This window comes from uncultured Aggregatibacter sp. (genome assembly GCF_901873365.1).
GTDB lineage: Bacteria > Pseudomonadota > Gammaproteobacteria > Enterobacterales > Pasteurellaceae > Aggregatibacter.
In genome coordinates, this window is record NZ_CABFLM010000126.1 from 17,005 (window position 1) to 38,901 (window position 21,897).

General features: G+C 44.7%; 21 protein-coding genes. 5 read left to right on the forward strand and 16 right to left on the reverse strand.

Annotated elements, in window-relative coordinates:
• Positions 1-344 precede the first annotated feature (344 nt).
• From rnt to QZ106_RS09980, 5 genes are all read right to left on the reverse strand, one after another.
• Positions 345-998, reverse strand: coding sequence for a ribonuclease T (gene rnt, locus QZ106_RS09960; protein WP_295976658.1), 654 nt, complete (start codon positions 996-998; stop codon positions 345-347).
• An 81-nt stretch (positions 999-1,079) separates the two neighbouring features.
• The gene (gene gloA, locus QZ106_RS09965) at positions 1,080-1,487 is read right to left on the reverse strand and encodes a lactoylglutathione lyase (RefSeq protein WP_295976659.1); all 408 of its coding nucleotides are present in this window, start codon (positions 1,485-1,487) and stop codon (positions 1,080-1,082) included.
• 179 nt (positions 1,488-1,666) lie between these two features.
• A complete protein-coding gene (gene qseC / locus QZ106_RS09970) occupies positions 1,667-3,040 on the reverse strand; it encodes a quorum sensing histidine kinase QseC (protein WP_295976660.1) in 1,374 nt (457 codons plus the stop codon).
• Positions 3,009-3,695 carry a response regulator gene (locus QZ106_RS09975; protein ID WP_295976661.1) on the reverse strand — a complete coding sequence of 229 codons (687 nt, stop codon included), beginning with the start codon at positions 3,693-3,695 and terminating at the stop codon, positions 3,009-3,011. Before QZ106_RS09975 ends, qseC begins: the two co-directional genes overlap by 32 nt.
• Positions 3,696-3,784: 89 nt before the next feature.
• Entirely contained in the window at positions 3,785-4,201 is a 417-nt protein-coding gene (locus QZ106_RS09980) for a YgiW/YdeI family stress tolerance OB fold protein (protein WP_295976662.1), read from the reverse strand.
• A 131-nt stretch (positions 4,202-4,332) separates the two neighbouring features.
• Between QZ106_RS09980 and QZ106_RS09985 the strand changes: the two genes are divergently transcribed.
• The 3 genes from QZ106_RS09985 (at position 4,333) to QZ106_RS09995 (ending at position 7,176) form a co-directional block, all read left to right on the forward strand.
• Positions 4,333-5,448: an aminotransferase class I/II-fold pyridoxal phosphate-dependent enzyme gene (locus QZ106_RS09985; protein WP_295976663.1), complete on the forward strand. Its 1,116-nt coding sequence runs from the start codon at positions 4,333-4,335 to the stop codon at positions 5,446-5,448.
• Between the two features lie 90 nt (positions 5,449-5,538).
• Positions 5,539-6,456: a formate dehydrogenase accessory protein FdhE gene (fdhE, locus tag QZ106_RS09990; protein WP_295976664.1), complete on the forward strand. Its 918-nt coding sequence runs from the start codon at positions 5,539-5,541 to the stop codon at positions 6,454-6,456.
• A gap of 15 nt (positions 6,457-6,471) precedes the next feature.
• Complete coding sequence (locus tag QZ106_RS09995) at positions 6,472-7,176, forward strand: tRNA1(Val) (adenine(37)-N6)-methyltransferase (RefSeq protein ID WP_295976665.1); 705 nt, start codon at positions 6,472-6,474, stop codon at positions 7,174-7,176.
• 40 nt (positions 7,177-7,216) lie between these two features.
• Here QZ106_RS09995 and dnaE read toward each other — a convergent pair whose 3' ends face one another.
• Positions 7,217-10,693 (reverse strand): DNA polymerase III subunit alpha, encoded by a 3,477-nt coding sequence (gene dnaE / locus QZ106_RS10000; RefSeq protein WP_295976666.1) that lies wholly within the window; start codon positions 10,691-10,693, stop codon positions 7,217-7,219.
• Positions 10,694-10,953: 260 nt separating this feature from the next.
• A complete protein-coding gene (gene apbC, locus QZ106_RS10005) occupies positions 10,954-12,066 on the reverse strand; it encodes an iron-sulfur cluster carrier protein ApbC (RefSeq protein WP_295976667.1) in 1,113 nt (370 codons plus the stop codon).
• Positions 12,067-12,238: 172 nt separating this feature from the next.
• Here apbC and metG point away from each other — a divergent pair, with 172 nt between their 5' ends.
• Entirely contained in the window at positions 12,239-14,299 is a 2,061-nt protein-coding gene (gene metG / locus QZ106_RS10010) for a methionine--tRNA ligase (protein WP_295976668.1), read from the forward strand.
• 132 nt (positions 14,300-14,431) lie between these two features.
• Here the strand turns inward: metG and iscX are convergent, their stop codons facing one another.
• The 9 genes from iscX to trmJ form a co-directional block, all read right to left on the reverse strand.
• Positions 14,432-14,626 carry a Fe-S cluster assembly protein IscX gene (gene iscX, locus QZ106_RS10015; protein WP_290521175.1) on the reverse strand — a complete coding sequence of 65 codons (195 nt, stop codon included), beginning with the start codon at positions 14,624-14,626 and terminating at the stop codon, positions 14,432-14,434.
• Positions 14,626-14,967 (reverse strand): ISC system 2Fe-2S type ferredoxin, encoded by a 342-nt coding sequence (fdx, locus tag QZ106_RS10020; protein ID WP_209363595.1) that lies wholly within the window; start codon positions 14,965-14,967, stop codon positions 14,626-14,628. Before fdx ends, iscX begins: the two co-directional genes overlap by 1 nt.
• Before the next feature lie 10 nt (positions 14,968-14,977).
• On the reverse strand, positions 14,978-16,837 hold the full coding sequence (gene hscA, locus QZ106_RS10025; RefSeq protein ID WP_295976669.1) for a Fe-S protein assembly chaperone HscA: 1,860 nt from the start codon (positions 16,835-16,837) through the stop codon (positions 14,978-14,980).
• Positions 16,838-16,860: 23 nt separating this feature from the next.
• Positions 16,861-17,382: a Fe-S protein assembly co-chaperone HscB gene (gene hscB, locus QZ106_RS10030; protein WP_295976670.1), complete on the reverse strand. Its 522-nt coding sequence runs from the start codon at positions 17,380-17,382 to the stop codon at positions 16,861-16,863.
• An 11-nt stretch (positions 17,383-17,393) separates the two neighbouring features.
• Positions 17,394-17,717, reverse strand: coding sequence for an iron-sulfur cluster assembly protein IscA (gene iscA / locus QZ106_RS10035; RefSeq protein WP_295976671.1), 324 nt, complete (start codon positions 17,715-17,717; stop codon positions 17,394-17,396).
• 190 nt (positions 17,718-17,907) lie between these two features.
• Positions 17,908-18,291, reverse strand: coding sequence for a Fe-S cluster assembly scaffold IscU (gene iscU / locus QZ106_RS10040; protein WP_021616852.1), 384 nt, complete (start codon positions 18,289-18,291; stop codon positions 17,908-17,910).
• 55 nt (positions 18,292-18,346) lie between these two features.
• Positions 18,347-19,561, reverse strand: coding sequence for an IscS subfamily cysteine desulfurase (locus QZ106_RS10045; RefSeq protein ID WP_295976672.1), 1,215 nt, complete (start codon positions 19,559-19,561; stop codon positions 18,347-18,349).
• Between the two features lie 37 nt (positions 19,562-19,598).
• Complete coding sequence (iscR, locus tag QZ106_RS10050) at positions 19,599-20,081, reverse strand: Fe-S cluster assembly transcriptional regulator IscR (RefSeq protein ID WP_209363591.1); 483 nt, start codon at positions 20,079-20,081, stop codon at positions 19,599-19,601.
• A 74-nt stretch (positions 20,082-20,155) separates the two neighbouring features.
• On the reverse strand, positions 20,156-20,875 hold the full coding sequence (gene trmJ / locus QZ106_RS10055) for a tRNA (cytosine(32)/uridine(32)-2'-O)-methyltransferase TrmJ (RefSeq protein ID WP_295976702.1): 720 nt from the start codon (positions 20,873-20,875) through the stop codon (positions 20,156-20,158).
• 153 nt (positions 20,876-21,028) lie between these two features.
• Here trmJ and suhB point away from each other — a divergent pair, with 153 nt between their 5' ends.
• Complete coding sequence (gene suhB, locus QZ106_RS10060; protein WP_295976673.1) at positions 21,029-21,829, forward strand: inositol-1-monophosphatase; 801 nt, start codon at positions 21,029-21,031, stop codon at positions 21,827-21,829.
• The last annotated feature ends 68 nt before the right edge of the window (positions 21,830-21,897 follow it).

Sequence of the window (21,897 nt, forward strand, 5' to 3'; positions counted from 1 at the left end):
TCCGTCCCCTTGTAGCATGCAACTTATTGCACGAAATGAAAACACGCTCATGAGATGGATATGTCGCCTCGTAGCGTGCAACTTGTTGCACGAAATGAAAATACGCACATGAGGTGGATAGGTCGTGCATCAAGATGCACGCTACAATGATAAATGAAACACGCACATGAGGAGAATCCATCCCCTCGTAGCGTGCAACTTGTTGCACGAAATGAAAATACGCTCATGGGATGGATAGGTCGTGCATCAAGATGCACGCTACAGGGATAAATGAAAATACGCGCATGAGGAAAATTTATCGTGCATCAAAATGCACGCGACCAAGTGGACTATACCTTGTCGCGTTATTCTTTTGTCACAATATGCGGGAATCCACCGAGGGCTTTTAGGTGATTTACCATATAACAAAACAGCTCGGCGGTGCGTTCTGTGTCGTAAAGGGCGGAATGTGCTTGTCGGCTATCGAAAGGAATGTTTGCCGCTTGGCAGGCTTTGATCAGCACCGTTTGACCGAACATAAAACCGCTTAATGTGGCGGTGTCGAAGGTGGAAAAGGGATGGAAAGGGTTGCGTTTAGCATTGGTGCGTTGTGCTGCCGCCATAATAAATCCCTGATCAAAAGCGGCATTATGCGCCACAATAATAGAACGTTGGCAGTCCGCCTCTTTTTGCGCACGTCGCACCATTTTAAACATCTCGCTGATGGCAATAGTTTCACTCACGGCGCCACGCAATGGGTTATCAACATCAATGCCGTTAAACTTAATCGCTTCCGGGTTAATATTGGCGCCTTCAAAAGGTTGAATATGAAAATGGCATTTTTGATCGGGTAAGAGATTGCCCTGTTCATCCATTTTGACCGTAATCGCCGCCAATTCTAATAGCGCATCGGTTTTTGCGTTCAAGCCGGCGGTTTCCACATCAATAATGACCGGTAAATACCCCCGGAAGCGGTGTTTTAATAAATGATAGTTGATGGTTTCTTGCGTGTCAGACATACCTATTCCTAAAAATAAAACGTGGATTATCGTTCATAATCCACGTTAAAAAACAGTTGAAATTTTCACCGCACTTTTAGCTTAGTTGCCTAAACCGGCTTGTGCGCTTTTATTTTCAATGAATTCGATTTTGTAACCGTCCGGATCTTTGACGAAAGCAATCACAGTGGTTCCGCCTTTCACCGGGCCCGGTTCGCGGGTAACATTGCCGCCCGCTTGACGCACGGCTTCGCAGGTGGCGTAAATATCATCAACCCCAATGGCGATATGGCCGTAGGCATTGCCCAAGTCGTATTTCTCAACACCCCAGTTATAAGTTAATTCCAAGACGGACGCCTTGTCTTCATCATCGTAGCCTAAAAATGCTAAAGAATATTTATATTCAGGATTTTCGCTGGTACGCAATAAACGCATCCCCAACACGTCTTGATAAAATTGAATGGAACGTTGTAAATCGCCGACACGTAACATTGTGTGTAAAATTCGCATTTGGTTTTCCTCACTGTGAATAAATCTTGTCAATTATGCCACAGAATGAATGGATTTGCCTGATGAAATTCGTGCTAAACGTTATCGTAATTTGTCGTAGGGATACGTAAGGAGGCGCACTAAAAGCACAAAGTGCGGTGAAAATTCACCGCACTTTTAGCCCCGCCTTTTTATCGACTTTACAACAAAATCTCCGCACACAACCCGATGCGTTCGCCGGCAGCATTTTTACGGTTAGAAAGGTTGAGTTGGTAATGATGCAATTCGGCAATGCGGCGAACAATAGACAAGCCTAATCCGCTGCCTTTTTCATTTTGACCTGCGGGGCGATAGAACCGTTGACCGAGTTTAGCCAGATCCGCCTCATCCACACCGCCACCGTTGTCTTCCACCAAAATCTTGTTTTTTTCCAACCGCACTTTAACCTGACTGCCCGCCGGGCAATAATGAATGGCGTTGTCGATCAGATTACGCAGCATAAGCGCCAGCAACAACGGCTGCCCCATTTTTACCGGAGGCGCGGCGATTGGCTCAAATGCCAACGTGATTTGGTGTTTTTCCGCATGAAAATACAATTCCCCCATCAGCGACGGAATCAACTGTTCCCAATGAATTTCCTGTAAATTCTCCAGTTCTTTCAAATTATCCAAGCGAGAAAGGGTTAATAATTGCTCGATCAGCTGGGTTGCGCGATCGATGCCTTTGGTCAGATTTTCCAATGCCTGTTCACGTAAGTGGGCGTCATCACCGGCAAGTTGTGCCACTTCCGTTTGAATACGCAAAGCGGCAAGCGGGCTGCGCAATTCATGGGCGGCATCGGACGTAAAACGACGTTCACGCAATAAGGTGGCCGAAGTGCGGTCAAAAAATTGATTCAAATTTTGAATTAACGGCAAGATTTCCGTTGGTAGGTTGTCGGTCGGTAACAACGACGTGTCGTCAGGCAAGCGTTTTGCCACTTGTTCGCCCACGGCTTTTAGGCTGCGTAATTCTCGGCGGATAATCAATCCGAGTGCCGCCAATAAAAACGGCAAACCGGCAAACCAAATCCACATTTGTCCGAATACCATTTTATTGATCAGTTCATCGCGATATTCCTGTTCCTGCCCCACGGCAACCAGCAAACGCCCACCGGCGACAGGCAACCAGAAAATACGCCAGTCATCATCGTCCTCTCGAATTTTACTGAGTGAAAAGCCTTTTTTAGGCGCATAAATAAAATTCTCACCATTTTCACCATCGCTAAGCACGATATTGCCGTCGGGAGTAAAAATCGCAAAGGCTAGGGCATCATCATCAAAGCGGTGCTTTTTAAAAGGACGGCGTGGTTTCTCTTTATCATGACGTTCCATTAAAAGATTCCGTAAGTCAGAGGAAGCTAGCCGTTCAGCAAAGAGGATTTGTTGTGCATCAAAGACTTGGTTCACTTCTTTACGGACTTGAAACCACGCCACTGCCGTGGAAAGCAACCACACGAAAATCGATGCCAGAGACAAGGTGGCAATTAATCGAAAACGGAGGCTACGCTTGTGCCAATTCAGTTTCTTCATCATTTTTTCCTAAGGCATAGCCCACGCCATGCACGGTGCGAATAAATTGTTTACCGAGTTTTTGGCGCAAATTATAAATATGCACTTCCAAGGCGTTGCTGTTGACTTCGTCATCCCAGTTGTAAAGTTTTTCTTCAATAAAATCACGGGTGAGGACACGTTCTTTATTCAGCATAAACAGCTCAAGCAGTTTGTATTCACGCGTGGTTAATGCAATTTCTTGTTCATTCAACAACACTTTGTGTTGATTCGGATCGAATTTGACACAGCTATGCTGAATAATCGGACTGGCGTGTCCATAACGACGACGAATCAATGCTTGCAAGCGTGCCACCACTTCCGCCAACGCAAACGGCTTGCATAAATAATCGTCTGCGCCGCGTTGTAAGCCCGTAATGCGCTCATCTAAGGTATCTCGCGCAGTCAGAATTAACACCGGCACATCCTGCCCGTTTTTACGCCATACCTGCAGCACGTCTAAACCGTCCATTTTGGGCAAGGTTAAATCTAACACCACCGCATCGTAAGGTGCACCTTGCGCTGCCGTCAATCCGCTTTTGCCGTCAGTAAACCAATCTACCGCAAAACCTGATTTGGTCAAACCGATTTGAATGCCGTTGCCAATAAGCGCATCGTCTTCGATTAATAAAATTCGCATAAAAAAATCACCGCACTTTTCACTTGAGAGATCGCCATAATAAAAACAAACAAAAAGTGGCTCATCACCACTTTCTGTTTTTTGTCAGATTATTTTACAATTTTTTCGACACGATCAATATCCACTTCCGTTTTATTCCAAGATTTATCCACTTCGCCGTAAAGTTTCACTTCATCGCTTGGTGAAATATCCTGACCACGCCATGCTTTGCGGTCGATTTCTACTTGGAGTTCACCGCTGGCATCTTTGAAAATATAGTCATCTTTACCCACTTGTTTAACGATATTGCCTTGTAAAATCACATATTGATCGTCAACCCACGAAGTGGCGTCTGCTGCTTTGCTTAGTGTTTGTTCGCCATTAACGAACCCACCACGTTTAAAATCCCCTTTTTGATGGTGTTGTACTTGTGACGCATTAGGATCTTGGAAACCACCTTTGGCAAAAGCGCCGCTTGCGGCAACGGTTGCTAATACGAAAATTGTTGCTAAACTACGTTTCTTCATTTGAAATCTCCTTCATAAAGTTCATTATCACAAAGCCCCTTGCTTTGTTGCGAGTAATTAAATCAAGTAAAAATTAAGAAAAGATTAAGAAGCTTAAAATTTTCTAAAAAAAAGAGAAAAAAGGAAATATTATGCGTTACGACAACATGTCCGCTTTTATTGTGATGGATATTGTACGAGAAGCGGCGAAATACCCGAACGCCATTCATTTTGAAATCGGTCAGCCGGATTTACCGCCTTCCGATAAGGTCAAAGCCGCACTGCAAAATGCCGTGCAGCACAATCAGTTTAGTTACACAGAAAGCCTTGGGATTCTGGCGTTGCGAGAAAAAATCGCCGCGTATTATGACCGCACTTATCAGGTAAAAATTAACCCGAATCGTATTTTGCTTACGCCCGGTACCAGCGGTGCATTCCTAGTGGCTTATGCCCTTACCTTAAATCACGGTGACAAATTGGGTTTAACGGATCCGTCTTATCCTTGTTATAAAAATTTTGCCTATATGATGGATATTCAGCCGGAATTCATGCCGGTAGATAAACAAGATTGTTATCAATTAGGCGTGGAGCAATTAAAACGCCATCAAATTAAAGCGTTACAAATTTCCTCGCCGGCAAACCCGACAGGCAATATTTACACCACCGAACGCTTGAAAGCGCTTAATGACTATTGCCGCGAACACGACATTGCGTTTATTTCCGATGAGTTGTATCACGGTTTGGTGTATGACGAAACGGCTGCAACAGCATTGCAATTTAACGACAAGGCGTATGTCATCAACGGTTTTTCTAAATATTTCTGTATGCCGGGATTACGTTTAGGTTGGATTATCGTGCCGGAGGATAAAGTGCGTGAAGCGGAAATTATTGCGCAAAATATCTTTATTTCCGCACCGACATTAAGCCAATATGCGGCATTAGAGGCCTTCGATGAAGCACATTTAGCGCAGGTAAAACAGCAATTCCAAGCACGTCGCGATTTTTTATATAACGCATTAAAAGACATTTTCACCATTGAATTTAAACCGCAAGGCGCTTTTTATTTGTGGGCGGATGTCTCCAAATACACCAATGACAGTTACGAATTTGCCAAACAAATGCTCCATGAAATTCAGGTCGCCACCACGCCGGGCATTGATTTCGGACAAAACGGCACGAAACATTATTTGCGTTTTGCTTACACACGCAACATCGAGCATTTGCAAGAAGGGGTAAACCGCATTAAACGCTGGCTGGCAAATAAATAAAAATTACCCATTCCAGTCATTGAACCACAAAATTATGCGCCTATAATAGGCGCGAATTTTTACTTTCTATTAACAATAAACCCTAAAATTATGAGTATTCGAATTCTACCTGAAAATGAAATTAAACAAGCAGCTGCCTCTTATACTGCGCCACCGTTGTTGTTTTCTAGCCCGAAAAATTTATATCAACGTCGCGCTGCGCGTTTAAGAGAGTTAGCGCAGGATCATCCACTCGCTGATTATCTGTTGTTTGCCGCCGCGATTGCCGATGCACAATTAGAACTGCTTGAAAATATGCCGATTCCGCAAGATCCGAGATTGGAAAAACTGTCCGGCGAACAATTAGCGCATCAACCGTTAAATGCACAACATTGGCAGCGTGATCCAATTTGGCGCAAATTATTGACCGCACTTTTAGAGAAATTAAAACCTTCTGCCAACGACCAGATTCTCACCACTATCGAATGGTTAGAAAAAGCGGCAGACAGTGAATTAGAAGAACTGGCCGATAACGTCTTGGCACAAGAATTTGCCACTATTTCCAGTGACAAAGCCGTCTTTGTTTGGGCTGCATTATCCTTGTATTGGCTTCAATTAGTGCAACAAATTCCTCATAATGCGAAACAAGAAAGCACGGAAAACCTTCATTGTTGTCCGGTGTGTAACACTGCGCCAACGGCAAGTTTAGTGCATTTCGGCAGCCAACAAGGTCTGCGTTATTTGCACTGTGCGCTTTGTGAAAGCGAATGGAATATGGTACGTAGCCAATGTTCTAATTGTGGACAAAACAAAGAATTAGATTATTGGTCAATTGATGATTATATGGCAGCCATTCGAAGCGAAAGCTGCGGCAGTTGTAAAAGTTATTTAAAAATTATGTTCCAAGAAAAAGAACCGAAAGTGGAAGTGATTGCCGATGATTTGGCTTCTCTTTTCTTAGACATGGAAATGGAAGAAAAAGGCTTTATGAAAAGTGGCTTAAATCCGTTTATTTTTCCGGCGGAATAAGCACGAATTTCTACCATGCGCAGTGCAGGATTTCGTTTTAAGCAATTTCATGTCAATCATGATCGTTGCGCCATGAAAGTGGGTACTGACGGTGTTTTATTAGGTGCTTGGGCGGATGTAAATTACGCCCAACAGATTTTAGATTTAGGCACCGGCAGCGGATTGATTGCGTTAATGTTAGCGCAACGCAGTGCCGCAGAAAGTCAAATTCATGCCGTTGAATTGGATCCTGCTGCCGCACAACAGGCACAAGAAAATGTCGCCGCCTCGCCTTGGGCGGAAAAGGTTCATGTGTATCAACAAGATGTTTTTACGTTTTGTCAGCAAACCTCAGTAAAGTTTGATTTAATTGTGGCGAATCCGCCCTATTTTGAAAGCGGCATTGCTTGCCGAGACACTCAGCGCAACACCGCACGCTATGTGATTCAATCTCATGTTGCGTGGTTGGAGGCAGCACATTCTTGCCTCACGTCACAGGGCAAAATCAGCTTTGTCTTACCTTTTGAGGCCGCCGAAACGTTGCTAAAATCCACTGCACTTTCTTGCATTGCCCGTTGCGATGTAGTGACGAAAGCCGGAAAAACACCTCAGCGCGTGTTATTGACTTTTTCTGCGCAAGCACAACAAACGGCATATCAACAACTGACGATTTATGATGTGCAGAATCAGTACCATACCGATTTCATCGCATTAACGAAAGGCTTCTATTTGGCATGGTAAGTCATGGCAAGCATCATGCGTTTTGCTTTACCCGCTCCTCTTATTCAAACTCCAATTCAACCGCACTTTCACCAAGCAACGTCACAAGTTCTGTCAGCAATTCATCGGTTGGATTGACCGACCATTGCACGCCCATTTTGACTAAGGCTCTGCCTTGTGGGCTTTGGTAATAAATATGCACCGGCAGAGAATTGCCACTGTAAGGCTGTAAAATCCGTTTAAATTGTTTAATAAATTGCGGTGTAATCTGTTCTTGAGACAGGCAAATCGCCAGGCTTTTCGCATAACGTGCACGGGCTTCATCAATCGTCATCAAATCCCGCACAGACATACGCAAACCTTGTGAGAAATCGTCAAAACTGACTTGTCCCGACACCACGATTACCCTGTCTTTTTGCAGTTTCTCACCGAATTTATCCAGCGCTTCGCCAAACAGCGTTAAATCTAAACGACCAGAGCGATCATCAATGGTAGCAATGCCGATGTGGTTGCCTTTTTTGGTCACGGCAATGCGCGTATTCACCACCAAACCGCTGGCGGTGCTCATTTGTCCGCGATAATTCGGTGTCAATTCTTTCAAGCGAACCGGGCTGTAATGGGACAATTCTTTCAAATAACGACTCACCGGATGGCTGCTGAGATACAGTCCGAGAGTTTCCCGTTCACCGTCTAAAATCGTTTTTTCCGTCCAAGGGGCAATATTGGCATAGGAATGTTCCACTTCCTCGTTGGTTTCTGTCAACACGCCGAACATATCCGTCTGCCCTAAAGCCTCGTCTTTGGCATGTTGATCGGAAGCACGCAAGGCATCTTCCAGATTTTGCTGCAAGGCAGCGCGATGTGGCCCAAGTTTATCGAAAGCACCTGATTTAATCAGGCTTTCAAACGTGCGTCGATTGATTTTCTTTAAATCCACCCGGGCACATAAATCAAACAAGTTTTTGAAAATACCGTCTTTCTCACGGGCTTCCACTAGCGCCGCAATCGGTCCTTCGCCCACGCCTTTAATCGCACCGATACCGTATACAATCTCGCCGTTTTCATTCACACTAAAATGATGTTTCCCGGTGTTAATATCCGGCGGAACGACCTTCAAGCCCATGCGCATACATTCGTCATACAGGCCAACGATTTTGTCGGTATTATCCATTTCCGAAGTCATTACCGCCGCCATAAATTCCGCCGGGTAGTGTGCCTTCAGCCACAGGGTTTGGTAAGACACCAAAGCATAGGCGGCAGAGTGCGATTTATTAAAGCCATACCCCGCAAATTTTTCCACCAAATCGAAGATTTTCATGGCAAGATCGCCGTCTACACCGTTTTTGATGGCGCCTTCTTTAAATACGGAACGCTGCTTCGCCATTTCTTCCGGTTTTTTCTTACCCATCGCACGACGCAATAAGTCCGCACCACCTAACGTATAACCCGCCAACACTTGCGCAATTTGCATGACCTGCTCTTGATACAAAATAATGCCGTAGGTTGGCTCTAAAATTGGCTTAAGGGATTCATGTTGATAGTTCGCATCCGGATAAGACACTTCTTCGCGCCCGTGTTTACGGTCGATAAAGTTATCCACCATGCCCGATTGTAATGGGCCGGGTCGGAACAAGGCTACCAACGCGATAATATCTTCAAAACAGTCCGGCTTAAGACGCTTAATCAAATCTTTCATGCCGCGTGATTCCAGCTGGAACACTGCCGTAGTTTCGGCATTGAGCAACACTTCAAAAGATTGATGATCATCCAACGGAATGGCGCTGATATCCACCAACGGTTTGCCTTCTTTTTCCATGCGCGCGTTAATCATGTCCAACGCCCATTTAATGATGGTTAAGGTACGCAGACCTAAGAAGTCAAACTTCACCAAACCGGCGTATTCCACGTCATTTTTATCGAAGTGGGTGACCGGATGTTTACCTTCCGAATCGCAATACAGCGGCGAGAAATCCGTAATTAGCGTCGGCGAAATCACCACTCCACCAGCATGCTTACCGGCATTTCGTGTGACGCCTTCCAGCTTGCGTGCCATGTCAATAATGGCGCGGACTTCTTCATCGGCATCGTAAATTTCTTGCAGTTTTGGCTCGGCTTCAAACGCTTTGGCGAGCGTCATTCCGGGATCAGGTGGCACTAGTTTAGAAATGCGATCCACAAAGCCATAAGGCTGTCCCAACACCCGCCCCACATCGCGGATCACCGCTTTTGCCGCCATGGTACCGAACGTAATAATTTGCGACACCGCACCCCGTCCATACATTTCAGCAACGTGTTCAATCACGCGGTCGCGTCCGTCCATACAGAAATCCACGTCAAAGTCAGGCATGGAAACCCGTTCCGGATTAAGGAAACGCTCGAAGAGCAAATCGAATTCCAATGGATCTAAATCGGTAATTTTTAGCGCATAAGCCACCAAAGATCCCGCGCCGGAACCCCGCCCCGGCCCGACAGGGATATCGTTATCTTTTGACCATTGAATAAATTCCATCACGATCAAAAAGTATCCAGGGAAGCCCATTTGGTTGATGACATCCAGTTCCACCTGCAAGCGTTCATCATATTCCGGACGGCGCGCTGCACGCACGTTTTCATCAGGGAATAACACCTTAAGGCGCTCTTCCAAGCCCTCTTTAGCGCGTTTCACAAGGTAATCTTCGGTGCTTAAATCACCGGTTGGAAATTTCGGTAAGAAATATTCGCCCAATCGAATGGTGACATTACAGCGTTGTGCAATCAGTAGCGTGTTCTCCAGTGCGCTCGGCACATCGGCAAACAAATCACACATTTCTTGTTCGGAACGGAAATATTGTTGACTAGTATAATTTTTAGGACGTTTCGGATCATCTAATGTGAAACCGTCATGAATCGCCACGCGAATTTCATGGGCTTCAAAATCGTCTTCGTGTAAAAAGCACACATCATTGGTCGCCACCACCGGCAACTGTTCCCGTTCGGCCAGTGCTAACGCCGCTTGAATATAACGTTCTTCATCGGGACGACCGGTACGGGTAAGGGTAAGATAAAAATGATTAGAGAAAAATTCGTGGTAAAAATCCACCGCACTTTTGAGTTCATCAGTGTTACTACGCAGTAATTTTTTACCGACATCGCCATTAACGCCACCGGATAAAACAATCACCCCGGCACGGTGTTCCACCAGCCACTGCTGATCGATATACGGCACATCGGCATAACCACGTTCATAGGCTTTAGAAAGCAACAACGTGATATTTTTGTAGCCTTCGTTATTTTTTGCCAATAAGGTTAAACGGAATCTTTCCTCACCACACAGCTCGCTTTGCACCAGCACATCCGCCCCGATAATCGGCTTCACGCCGGAAGATAATGCCTCCCCATAAAACCGGACCAAACCACAGAAATTCGTAAAGTCCGTTAGCCCCATCGCCACCATGTTGTTTTCTACACAGGCTTTCACCAACGGTTTCACCTTGGCAATACCGTCAATCATGGAAAAATCACTGTGAACCTGCAAATGAACAAAACGTGGCGGTGACATAAACATCCTTAAAATAACAAAAAGTGCGGTCAAAAAATCCAATGGATTTTGAGTCTTGGTTTAACCAACGGCAATGAAGATAGCGTGCGTAATTTTAGCGGTATTTTGGGAAATTGTAGAGAAAAAATACGTGGCTTATGACGTTCTTTCTCGGTATCAAAGGGAGACGGTATGGCATGGTTGAGATAAAAATACGGCGAAAAATACTGAGATTTTTCACCGCACTTTGCTTTTAGGTAAGGTAATTTAATGCAACGTGGTTACTTTACTTCGCGGAACATAATTTCGCTCGGAATCACCGATCCTTGCCAGTAAAGTTCGCTTGCCACTTTTTCGGCCAATTGCATAAAGGATTTGGCAATGTCGTCTTCAGGCGCAGCGATAACTGTCGGTTTGCCGCGATCTAAATCTTGACGCAGGCGAATGTGTAACGGTTGTTGTCCTAATACTTTGATATTGTATTTATCCGCAATGCGTTCTGCACCACCGGTGCCGAAAATCGCTTCTTGATGGCCACAGTTGCTGCAAATGTGCATGGACATGTTTTCCACAATACCTAATACCGGCACGGAAACGCGCTCAAACATGGCAATACCTTTCACCGCATCCAACAAAGCGATGTCTTGAGGGGTTGTCACAACAATGGCGCCGGTTACCGGAATTTGTTGGGATAACGTCAGCTGAATGTCGCCGGTGCCCGGAGGCATATCGATCACAAGATAATCCAAGTCAGGCCATAGGGTTTCTTGTAAGAGTTGGCTTAATGCGCTGCTTGCCATTGGACCGCGCCAAATGGTGGCGTTGTCTTCGTCCATGAGGAAACCGATGGAGTTCGCATACAAACCGTGTGCTTCGATTGGCGTGATGTGTTGGTTATCCGGTGAGGTTGGGCGTTGATGCGGTGCACCAAGCATGTGCGGAATGGAAGGACCGTAAATATCCGCATCTAAAATTCCCACGCGTGCACCTTGTTGGTGTAACGCAATGGCAAGGTTGACGGAAACGGTAGATTTACCCACGCCGCCTTTACCGGAGCTCACCGCAATAATATTTTTTACGCCTTTCACAGCAGGATGGTTGTTGGCGCGTTTGAGGGTGGCGATTTGGTAGCTAAGTTGCCATTTGACATTTTCTACGTCTGCCGCCGCTTTTAACGGTTCGGTTAAAGCATTTTTTAATTCAGCAAACGCGGTGTTCCAAGCGAAAGGCATGGATAATTCCACGCGTAGCGTATTTCCACCTTTTTCGACTTTTTTCAACGCGTTGAGTGAAACAAGATCTTTTTGCAGAGTAGGATGTTGAAAGTGTTTAAATAGCTGAACAAGGTGTTCCTTTTGCTGTTCCGTTAAATTGTCGGAAAATAATGTCGCCATAATGCTTCCTTTTTTATGTCATAAATTCGTCGGGCGCTATTTAATCATGCACGCCTTTATCTGTTAAGTTAAAAATGCCTAAATCATGATTAAACTAGAAAAAATACCCTCAATAAGGTAACATAAACGCCAATTTTTTTCTGTATTTTTAAGGATTTTGAAGGTCAATATTATGTCGAATTCCAAGCGTAAAATTTTAGTCACTTGTGCCTTGCCGTATGCCAATGGCCCTATTCATTTAGGTCATATGTTGGAGCATATTCAGGCGGACATTTGGGTGCGTTTTCAACGGATGCGTGGCAATGAAATTTATTTTGTATGCGCCGATGACGCACACGGCACACCAATCATGCTAAAAGCCGACCAAATGGGCATTACGCCGGAGCAACTCATTGACGATGTACGCCATAAACATATGGCGGATTTTGCCGGTTTTAATATCAGTTTTGATAACTACCATTCCACCCATAGCGAAGAAAATCGTGAGTTTTCAGAATTCATTTACAACCGTTTAAAAGAAAACGGTTTTATTAAAAGCCGCACCATTTCCCAACTCTATGATCCGGAAAAAGGCATGTTCTTGCCTGATCGTTTTGTGAAAGGTACCTGCCCGAAATGTAAATCGCCGGATCAATATGGCGATAACTGCGAAGTATGCGCAGCAACCTACAGCCCGACAGAACTCATTAACCCACGTTCTGTGGTGTCGGGTGCGACTCCTGTGATGAAAGATTCCGAGCATTTCTTCTTTGATTTGCCAAGTTTTGAAGCCATGTTGAAAAACTGGTTGGGCTCCGGATCTTTGCAGCCGGAAGTGGTGAATAAAATGCAGGAATGGTTTGAAGCGGGTCTTCAACAATGGGATATTTCACGCGATGCGCCATATTTTGGTTTCCAAATTCCGAATACGGAAGGCAAATATTTCTACGTTTGGTTGGATGCGCCTATCGGTTACATGGCGTCTTTCAAAAATCTGTGCAAACGCGAAAGCCACATCGATTTCGACAGTTTCTGGTGCAAAGACAGCGATGCTGAGCTTTATCACTTTATCGGCAAAGACATCATGTATTTCCACAGTCTGTTCTGGCCTGCCATGTTAGAAGGTGCCGGTTTCCGTAAACCGAGCAATATTTTTGTGCACGGCTATGTGACGGTGAACGGCGAGAAAATGTCAAAATCCCGCGGTACCTTCATTCAAGCAGCAACCTATTTGAAACATCTGGATCCGGAATGCTTGCGTTATTACTACGCGGCGAAATTAAGTAATCGCATTGATGATTTGGATTTGAACTTAGAAGATTTCGTTCAGCGCGTGAATACGGATTTGGTGAATAAACTGGTGAATTTGGCTTCCCGTAACGCCGGTTTTATCCAAAAACGTTTTGACGGCAAGTTGGCGGCAGCATTAGATGATCAGGCGTTATTTAATGAATTTATTGCACAATCTGAGCAAATCGCCACGTATTACGAAAATCGTGAATTCGGCAAAGCCATTCGTGAAATCATGGCATTAACCGATAAAGCCAACAAATATATTGATGATAAAGCCCCTTGGGTGATTGCGAAAGAAGAGGGTAAAGACGCGGAGTTGCAAGCGGTGTGTTCCATGGGGATTCAATTATTCCGAGTGCTTATAGGCTATTTGAAACCGGTGTTACCGAAACTTGCAGAACGTGCAGAGGGCTTCTTGCTAGCAGAATTAACCTGGGCAAATTTAGCGCAGCCATTGTTAAATCATCAAATTGCACCGTTTAAAGCCTTGTTCTCCCGTTTGGATGGTAAGCAAATTGAAACGATGATTGAGGCATCTAAAGCAGAAAATGCACAAGCGAACGCTACACCTGTCGTGAAAAGTGCGGTCAAAAATACAAATGAATCTGCGGGGGAAATTGAGCCGATTGCAGAGACCATCACGATTGATGATTTTGCTAAGTTAGATATGCGCGTGGCGAAAGTGTTGAAATGCGAAGCCGTGCCGGAATCTAATAAATTATTGCGCTTTGAACTGGATTTGGGCGATCACAAACGCCAAGTTTTCTCCGGTATCAAGGCGGCTTACGATAAGCCGGAAGAGCTGGAAGGACGCTTTGTGATTATGGTGGCAAATCTAGCACCACGCAAAATGAAATTTGGTGTGTCCGAAGGCATGATTTTAAGTGCGGGCACCGGCGGCGCGGATTTATTCCTGTTGTCTGCTGATGCAGGCGTGAAAGCGGGAATGCAGGTGAAGTAAGCATCATTCCACATTGTAGGGGCAGACTTTATGTCTGTCCGACAATCTGATTATACGAATAGGACAGGCATAAGCCTGTCCCCTACGATTAAAGTTTGCGATCAAAGTGCGGTGACTTTTCTGAACGAATTTCTACTCGTATTCTTCCAACCACTTCAGCAAAATAGCTTCTAAAATCCCTTCGTTTGATTTTTGCGGATCATCGTCAAAATCCTCTAACTCACAAATCCAGCGGTGCAAATCGGTAAAACGCACGGTTTTTGGATCTAACTCCGGATTGTTGTCATATAAGGCTTCGGCAATGCGTTGGGCGTCCGTCCATTTCATCAGTGTGCCGCCTCGTTTGCGTGGTTAATGTTGTATTTTGGAATTTCGACAACTAAATCTTCATCCCCAACAATACATTGGCAAGACAGTCGGCTGTCCATTTCTAAGCCCCAAGCTTTATCTAACATATCTTCTTCTTGATCGCTTGGTTCATTTAAAGAATCGCCTCCTTCACGCACCACCACATGGCATGTGGTGCAAGCGCAAGAGCCATCGCAAGCGTGGTGAATTTCTACGCCAGCATTGAGCGCCAATTCAAGCAAATTGTCGCCGGCGGCGGCGTCAACTACCATGCCTTCCGGGCAAAATTCTTCATTGGGTAAAAAAATCACTTTTGGCATTTTAACATCCTTACTTTCCTACAATATCGTCAACGGAGTGACCTGCTAACGCGGTGCGAATGGATTTATCCATACGACGGGCAGCAAATTCCTGCGTTGCTAAATCCAGCGCTTTGATACCTTGTTTGATGGCAAGGGAATCATCTTGCTGTTTTAATTGTTCTAACGAAATAATCGCGTTTTTGACCGCACTTAATTCGTCGTCATCTAATAAATCATAATCTTGTGCCAGAGCAGAGCGTACGCTTTCCAGTACACGTTCCGCTTCTACGCGCTGTTCCGCCAATAAACGCGCTTGAATATCCTCTTTGGCGTTTTCCATGGAGGCTTTCAGCATGTTGGCAATTTCATTATCCGTTAAACCGTAAGACGGCTTCACCTGAATCGAGGATTGCACACCGGTGGTTTTTTCCATGGCGGTGACGCTGAGCAATCCATCGGCATCCACTTGGTAGGTCACGCGAATATGTGCCGCACCCGCCGCCATCGGTGGAATACCGCGCAGCGTGAAGCGGGCAAGAGAGCGGCAATCGTTCACCAGTTCCCGTTCACCTTGTACGATATGCACCGACATCGCGGTTTGCCCGTCTTTGAACGTGGTAAATTCTTGCGCACGTGCCACAGGAATAGTGGTGTTGCGCGGAATGATTTTTTCCACTAAACCGCCCATGGTTTCGATGCCGAGGGAAAGCGGAATAACGTCCAGTAACAATAGCTCGGAATCCGGTTTGTTGCCGGCGAGAATATCGGCTTGAATCGCCGCGCCAAGGGCAACCACTTTATCGGGATCGATAGAGGTCAGCGGTTGTTTTTGGAAAAATTCACCCACTTGTTCGCGCACATAAGGCACTCGGGTAGATCCACCCACCATCACCACTTCACGCACATCTTCCGTTTCTACGCCGGCATCTTTTAAGGCACGGCGACAAGCAAGTAAAGAACGTTTAACCAACGGTTGAATCAGTTCGTTAAATTGTTCTCGGCTGATGTTGCCAAGCCAATTGCGATACTGAATTTTAGCTTCCGTTACGTGAGTTAATTCCACTTTAACGTGATTAGCTAATTCAATCAGTTCGCGATATTGGCTGTCATTTTCCGGTTTTACGGCAGATTGTTCGATAATCCAATTAGCTAAGACCAAATCGAAATCATCACCGCCTAGCGCCGTGTCGCCGCCGGTCGCCAACACTTCAAACACGCCGCGGGAGAGGCGCAAAATGGAAATATCAAAGGTGCCACCGCCTAAATCATACACGGCAATCACGCCTTCTTGTCCGCTATCCAAGCCGTACGCAATGGCTGCCGCAGTCGGTTCGTTTAATAAACGCAGAACATTGAGCCCTGCCAATTTCGCCGCGTCTTTGGTACTTTGGCGTTGTGCATCATCAAAATAGGCAGGCACAGTAATTACTGCGCCGACAAGGTTTCCGCCCAAGCGTTGCTCACCAAGTGCGGTCAATTTTTTCAGTATTTCTGCGGAAATTTCAATCGGGCTACGTACACCTTGGTGTGTTGCTAATAAAGGCAAACCGTTTTCACTGGCGACAAATTGATAAGGTAAATTCGGATAACGTTGTTGAATATCCGCAAGACTGCGACCGATTAAGCGTTTGACGGAAATCACCGTATTTTGCGGATCTTGCGTGGCAAGTTCGGCGGCTTCGTAGCCGACAATCACGTTGTCATCTTTGCCAAAATGCACAACAGAGGGCAATAACGGACGATTTTGTTCGTCTAATAAAACATCGCTGTGGCCGTTGCGTACGGTGGCAATCAGGGAGTTTGTGGTGCCGAGATCGATGCCCACGGCAAGTTTTTGTTGATGGGGTGCGGCACTTTGTCCCGGCTCTGCAATTTGAAGTAACGCCATGTTGTTTCTCGATATGCTTTACATTAAAAATCTAAAAGAGTCTCTTCAACTCGCTCAATTTCTGCTTGAAGTTTTTTGATAAAACGTAATTTGTCTGTGATTGCCCGTGCAATGTCCCATTGTTGCGCATCAAGTGCGGTGGATAATTCGCTTAAAATGGCATGACGGATTTGGTTAATTTCTTGGGCAAATGCGGTTAATTCATCCGTGTCTTTACGGTTTTCGATATTTTCTAAGGTTTCACGCCATTCCATTTGCTGCATCAGAAAATCAATGTCGTTATTGCTTTTTTCTTCCGGATTTTCTGTTTCGCCGGTATTTATCGCAATAATGCTGTCAGCACGCGTAATCGGATCTTTTAAAATGCGCAGCGCATCATTAATTTCTGCTGATTTTTGTATCGCAAGACGTTGTTCTTGTGCGGACGCAGCCGAAAAATTATCCGGATGAAGGGACTTCTGCAGGGCTAAATAACGTTCATTTAATAACGCACTGTCCACTTGAAAAGCAACGGGTAAATCAAATAAAGCAAAGGGATTGTTCATCATCGTCTCAATTACACGTTAAAACTTTCACCACAACCGCATTCGTCTTTGACATTCGGGTTGGTGAATTTGAAGCCTTCATTTAGGCCTTCTTTGACAAAGTCTAATTGGGTGCCATCTAAATACACGAGACTTTTGGTGTCCACGATCACTTTTATGCCATGTTGTTCAAACACTTGATCGTCTTTGTTTAATGTGTCCACGAACTCCAGCATATAAGACAAGCCGGAGCAGCCGGAAGTTTTGATCCCCAAACGTAAACCAATCCCTTTCCCGCGTTTTTCTAAAAATGTTCTGGCGCGATTTGCTGCGCTTTCGGTTAATGTGACTGACATATTTTATTTCTCCAAAATCAAATGCTACTTAAGGGGTTCGCGGTGTTATAAGTAGACGGAAGTAACACTCAGGATATCAAAATACTCTATTCGTCATTATCGTCTTTCCTGACTTAAGGAAAAGACAAAGTGCGGTTTGTTTTCTCAGCATTTAAAAAATGCGTTGAAAACTGACCGCACTTTTATTGTCTTAAGAGCCTTTTTTTGCTTTGTAATCAGCAATCGCTGCTTTGATGGCATCTTCTGCCAAAATAGAGCAGTGTACTTTCACCGGCGGTAATTCGAGTTCTTCAGCAATTTGGCTGTTTTTGATTGCACCTGCTTCTTCTAAGGATTTACCTTTCACCCATTCAGTGATTAACGAGCTGGAAGCGATTGCGGAACCGCAGCCGTAGGTTTTGAATTTGGCGTCTTCGATAATACCTTCGTCATTTACACGAATTTGTAATTGCATCACGTCACCGCATGCCGGTGCGCCCACCATGCCGGTGCCGACGGCGCTGTCTTTTTTGTCCATAGAACCCACGTTACGTGGATTTTCGTAATGATCGATCACTTTTTCGCTGTATGCCATTTTTTATTCCTTCCTAAAATATTGTTTTTATTGGGCGTTTGTTTCGCCCGTCAAATTAGTGAGCCGCCCACTCAATGGTGTTTAAGTCGATACCTTCTTTAAACATATCCCAAAGCGGAGACAATGCGCGTAATTTTTCTACCGCACTTTTCATTAAGCTGATGGTGTAGTCGATTTCTTCTTCGGTGGTGAAGCGACCTAAGGTAAAACGAATCGAGCTGTGTGCCAATTCATCATTGCGCCCTAACGCACGTAACACATAAGACGGTTCAAGGCTTGCAGAAGTACACGCGGAGCCGGAAGATACCGCGATGTCGCGTAATGCCATCATTAAGGATTCACCTTCCACATAGTTGAAACTGATGTTGAGGTTGTTGGCGACACGGTGTTCCATGGAGCCGTTAACGTAGGTTTCTTCGATATCTTTTAAACCGTTGTATAAACGATCACGAAGGGCTTTAATGCGTGGAATTTCTGTTGCCATTTCTTCTTTTGCGATGCGATAAGCTTCACCCATGCCCACAATTTGGTGGACAGGCAATGTCCCGGAACGCATGCCACGCTCATGACCGCCACCGTGAATAATGGCTTCTAAGCGGATACGTGGTTTACGACGTACATATAAGGCTCCGATACCTTTTGGTCCGTATAATTTGTGGCTGGACATCGACATTAAATCGACCGGTAATTCGGCAAGATTGATCTCTACTTTGCCCACGCTTTGGGTCGCGTCCACATGGAAAATGGTTTTATTCGCACGACATAATTCGCCGATAGCTTGAATATCCTGAATCACGCCGATTTCATTATTCACGTGCATGATAGAAACTAAAATCGTATCTGGACGAAGTGCTGCTTTGAATTTTTCTAAATCGATTAAGCCGTCAGATTCCGGATCCAAATAGGTGACTTCAAATCCTTCACGTTCTAATTGGCGGCACGTATCCAACACCGCTTTGTGTTCGGTTTTGCAAGTGATAATGTGCTTGCCTTTGGTTTGATAAAAATGCGCCGCACCTTTGATTGCCAAGTTGTCTGATTCTGTTGCACCGGAAGTGAATACAATTTCACGGGAATCCGCACCAATGAGATCGGCAATTTGATTACGTGCAATATCAACGGCTTCTTCTGCTTGCCAGCCGAATTTATGGGAACGCGATGCCGGGTTGCCGAAAACACCGTCAATGGTTAAATATTCCATCATTTTTTTTGCAACACGTTCGTCCACCGGACAAGTCGCCGCATAATCCAAATAAATAGGTAATTTCATTATTCACTCCTAAATAGTTTTATTTTAAACCGCACTTCTAGCTATGTTGTGGGGCATTTGTAATCACGAGTAGATTTTCAAAATCCTCGTGTTTATGATGACGAACATTTTGTTTCTCTTTATGTTGAGAAACCAATTCCGCCAAAGTAATTTCATTGAGGAAATCGGCAATGCGTTGGCTAAGTTTGTCCCATAATTTGTGTGTGAGACATTCGCTTCCATTTTGGCAATTACCTTTCCCTAGGCATTTGGTGGTATCGATATTTTCATTAACAGCAGCGATGATCATGCCGATGGAAATTTCATCAGGCGCATAACCCAATTTATAACCACCGCCCGGACCGCGTACGCTTTTGACTAAATGATTGCGACGTAGCTTAGCGAATAATTGTTCTAAGTAAGAAAGAGAAATGTTTTGGCGCTCGGAAATATCAGATAAACTTACGGGCCCATCATTGGCATGAATGGCAATATCGAGAATTGCGGTGACTGCATAACGACCTTTTGAGGTTAATTTCATCTTTTATGTTCCTAAATAATAAACTAAACAAAGAAATCTTACATTGTTGACTTTTACAGTCAACTATTATTCTTTTACGATTTAAGCTTTTTTCTCACCGCACTTAGCATTCCAAGCAGAATATTGAGCTCTGTTTTTTCCAACTCGGCACGACCATATAAACGACGGAGTTTTTGTATAACTCCTTGATTTTGAATAAAGCCAAGGGATTGATAAAGCTGCTCCGTATGATGATAAAAATATTCCAGTTCCTGCATCGATGGATAAATATCGGCATTGACGGATGTGGCTTTCGCTTCTGTCGTGGTGGCTAAATAAGCCATGCGTATTTCATAACTGATCAATTGCACTGCCATAGCAAGATTAAGCGACGCATAATCAGGATTGGCAGGGATAGCGACGTGATAGTGGCATTTGAGCAATTCTTCATTGGTCAACCCCACACGTTCACGCCCAAAGACAATCGCAACTTTTCCGTTTATTGCATGGTGAATGGCTTTTTCACCACATTCGCGCGGCTCAATCAGCGAGTTTTGCAAATGACGCAATCTTGCGCTGGTACCAATCACTAAAGAACAATCGGCAACCGCTTCGGAAAAAGTGTTGACGACAACCGCACTTTTCACGATATCTTCCGCACCGGCAGCCAGCGCAATCGCTTGATCGTCTATGCCTTGTTTCGGTGCCACCAACACCAAATCGGTTAATCCCATTGTTTTCATTGCCCGCGCTGCAGAGCCGATATTGCCACTGTGCGAGGTTTCAATTAAAACAATTCGAATATTTTCCAACATGATCATTTTTATCTTATTCAATAGCGGGGCGTATTCTACCATAAATACCCCTTGTTTTTAGTCAACAATTCTAAAAATTTTTCTGATAGCTATTTTCTTTTAAATCTCTTATAATTTCGCACCTAAATTGTTCTTTAAAATCCGGTGGAATCTATGAATCCTATGTTAAATATCTCGATTCGTGCAGCACGAAAAGCAGGCAATATTATTGCAAAAAATTATGAGCGTCGTGACGACATCATCACGATGGAAAAAGGTAAAAACGATTATGTGACTAATGTCGATAAAGCTTCGGAAGAAGCCATTATTGAGGTCATCAAAAAATCTTACCCTAACCATACCATCATCACTGAAGAAAGTGGTGCGTTAGAGGGCAGTGATAACGATGTTCAATGGGTGATTGATCCGCTGGATGGCACCACAAACTTTGTAAAAGGTTTGCCTCATTTCTCCGTTTCTATTGCTATTCGTGTTAAAGGCCGCACCGAAGTGGGCGTGGTTTATGATCCTATCCGTAACGAATTATTTACTGCTGTGCGCGGTGAAGGCGCAAAATTAAATGACCTACGTTTACGCGTGGAAAATAAGCGTGATTTATCTGGCGCTGTACTTGCCACCGGTTTTCCGTTTAAACAAGCTAAATATATGCCAATGCAATTTCGCATGATGGAAAGTCTTATTCAAGAGGTGGCTGATTTCCGTCGCACCGGTTCTGCAGCGTTAGATCTTTGCTATGTGGCAGCCGGTCGTGTTGACGGCTATTTTGAATATGGCATTAAAGCTTGGGATGTGGCAGCTGGCGATTTAATCGTTCGTGAGGCAGGCGGTATCGTGACCGACTATCATGCCGGTCATAGTTACTTAAAAGCCGGCCATATTGTTGCCGCAGCACCACGCGTGTTAAAAGAAATGTTGAATAACATTCAGCCTTGCTTAGCCGAAGATTTAAAATAAGACGAAAATCGACCGCACTTTCCACCCAAAGTGCGGTCGTTTTTTTACGTTCCGTGTGTGGTTTGTTC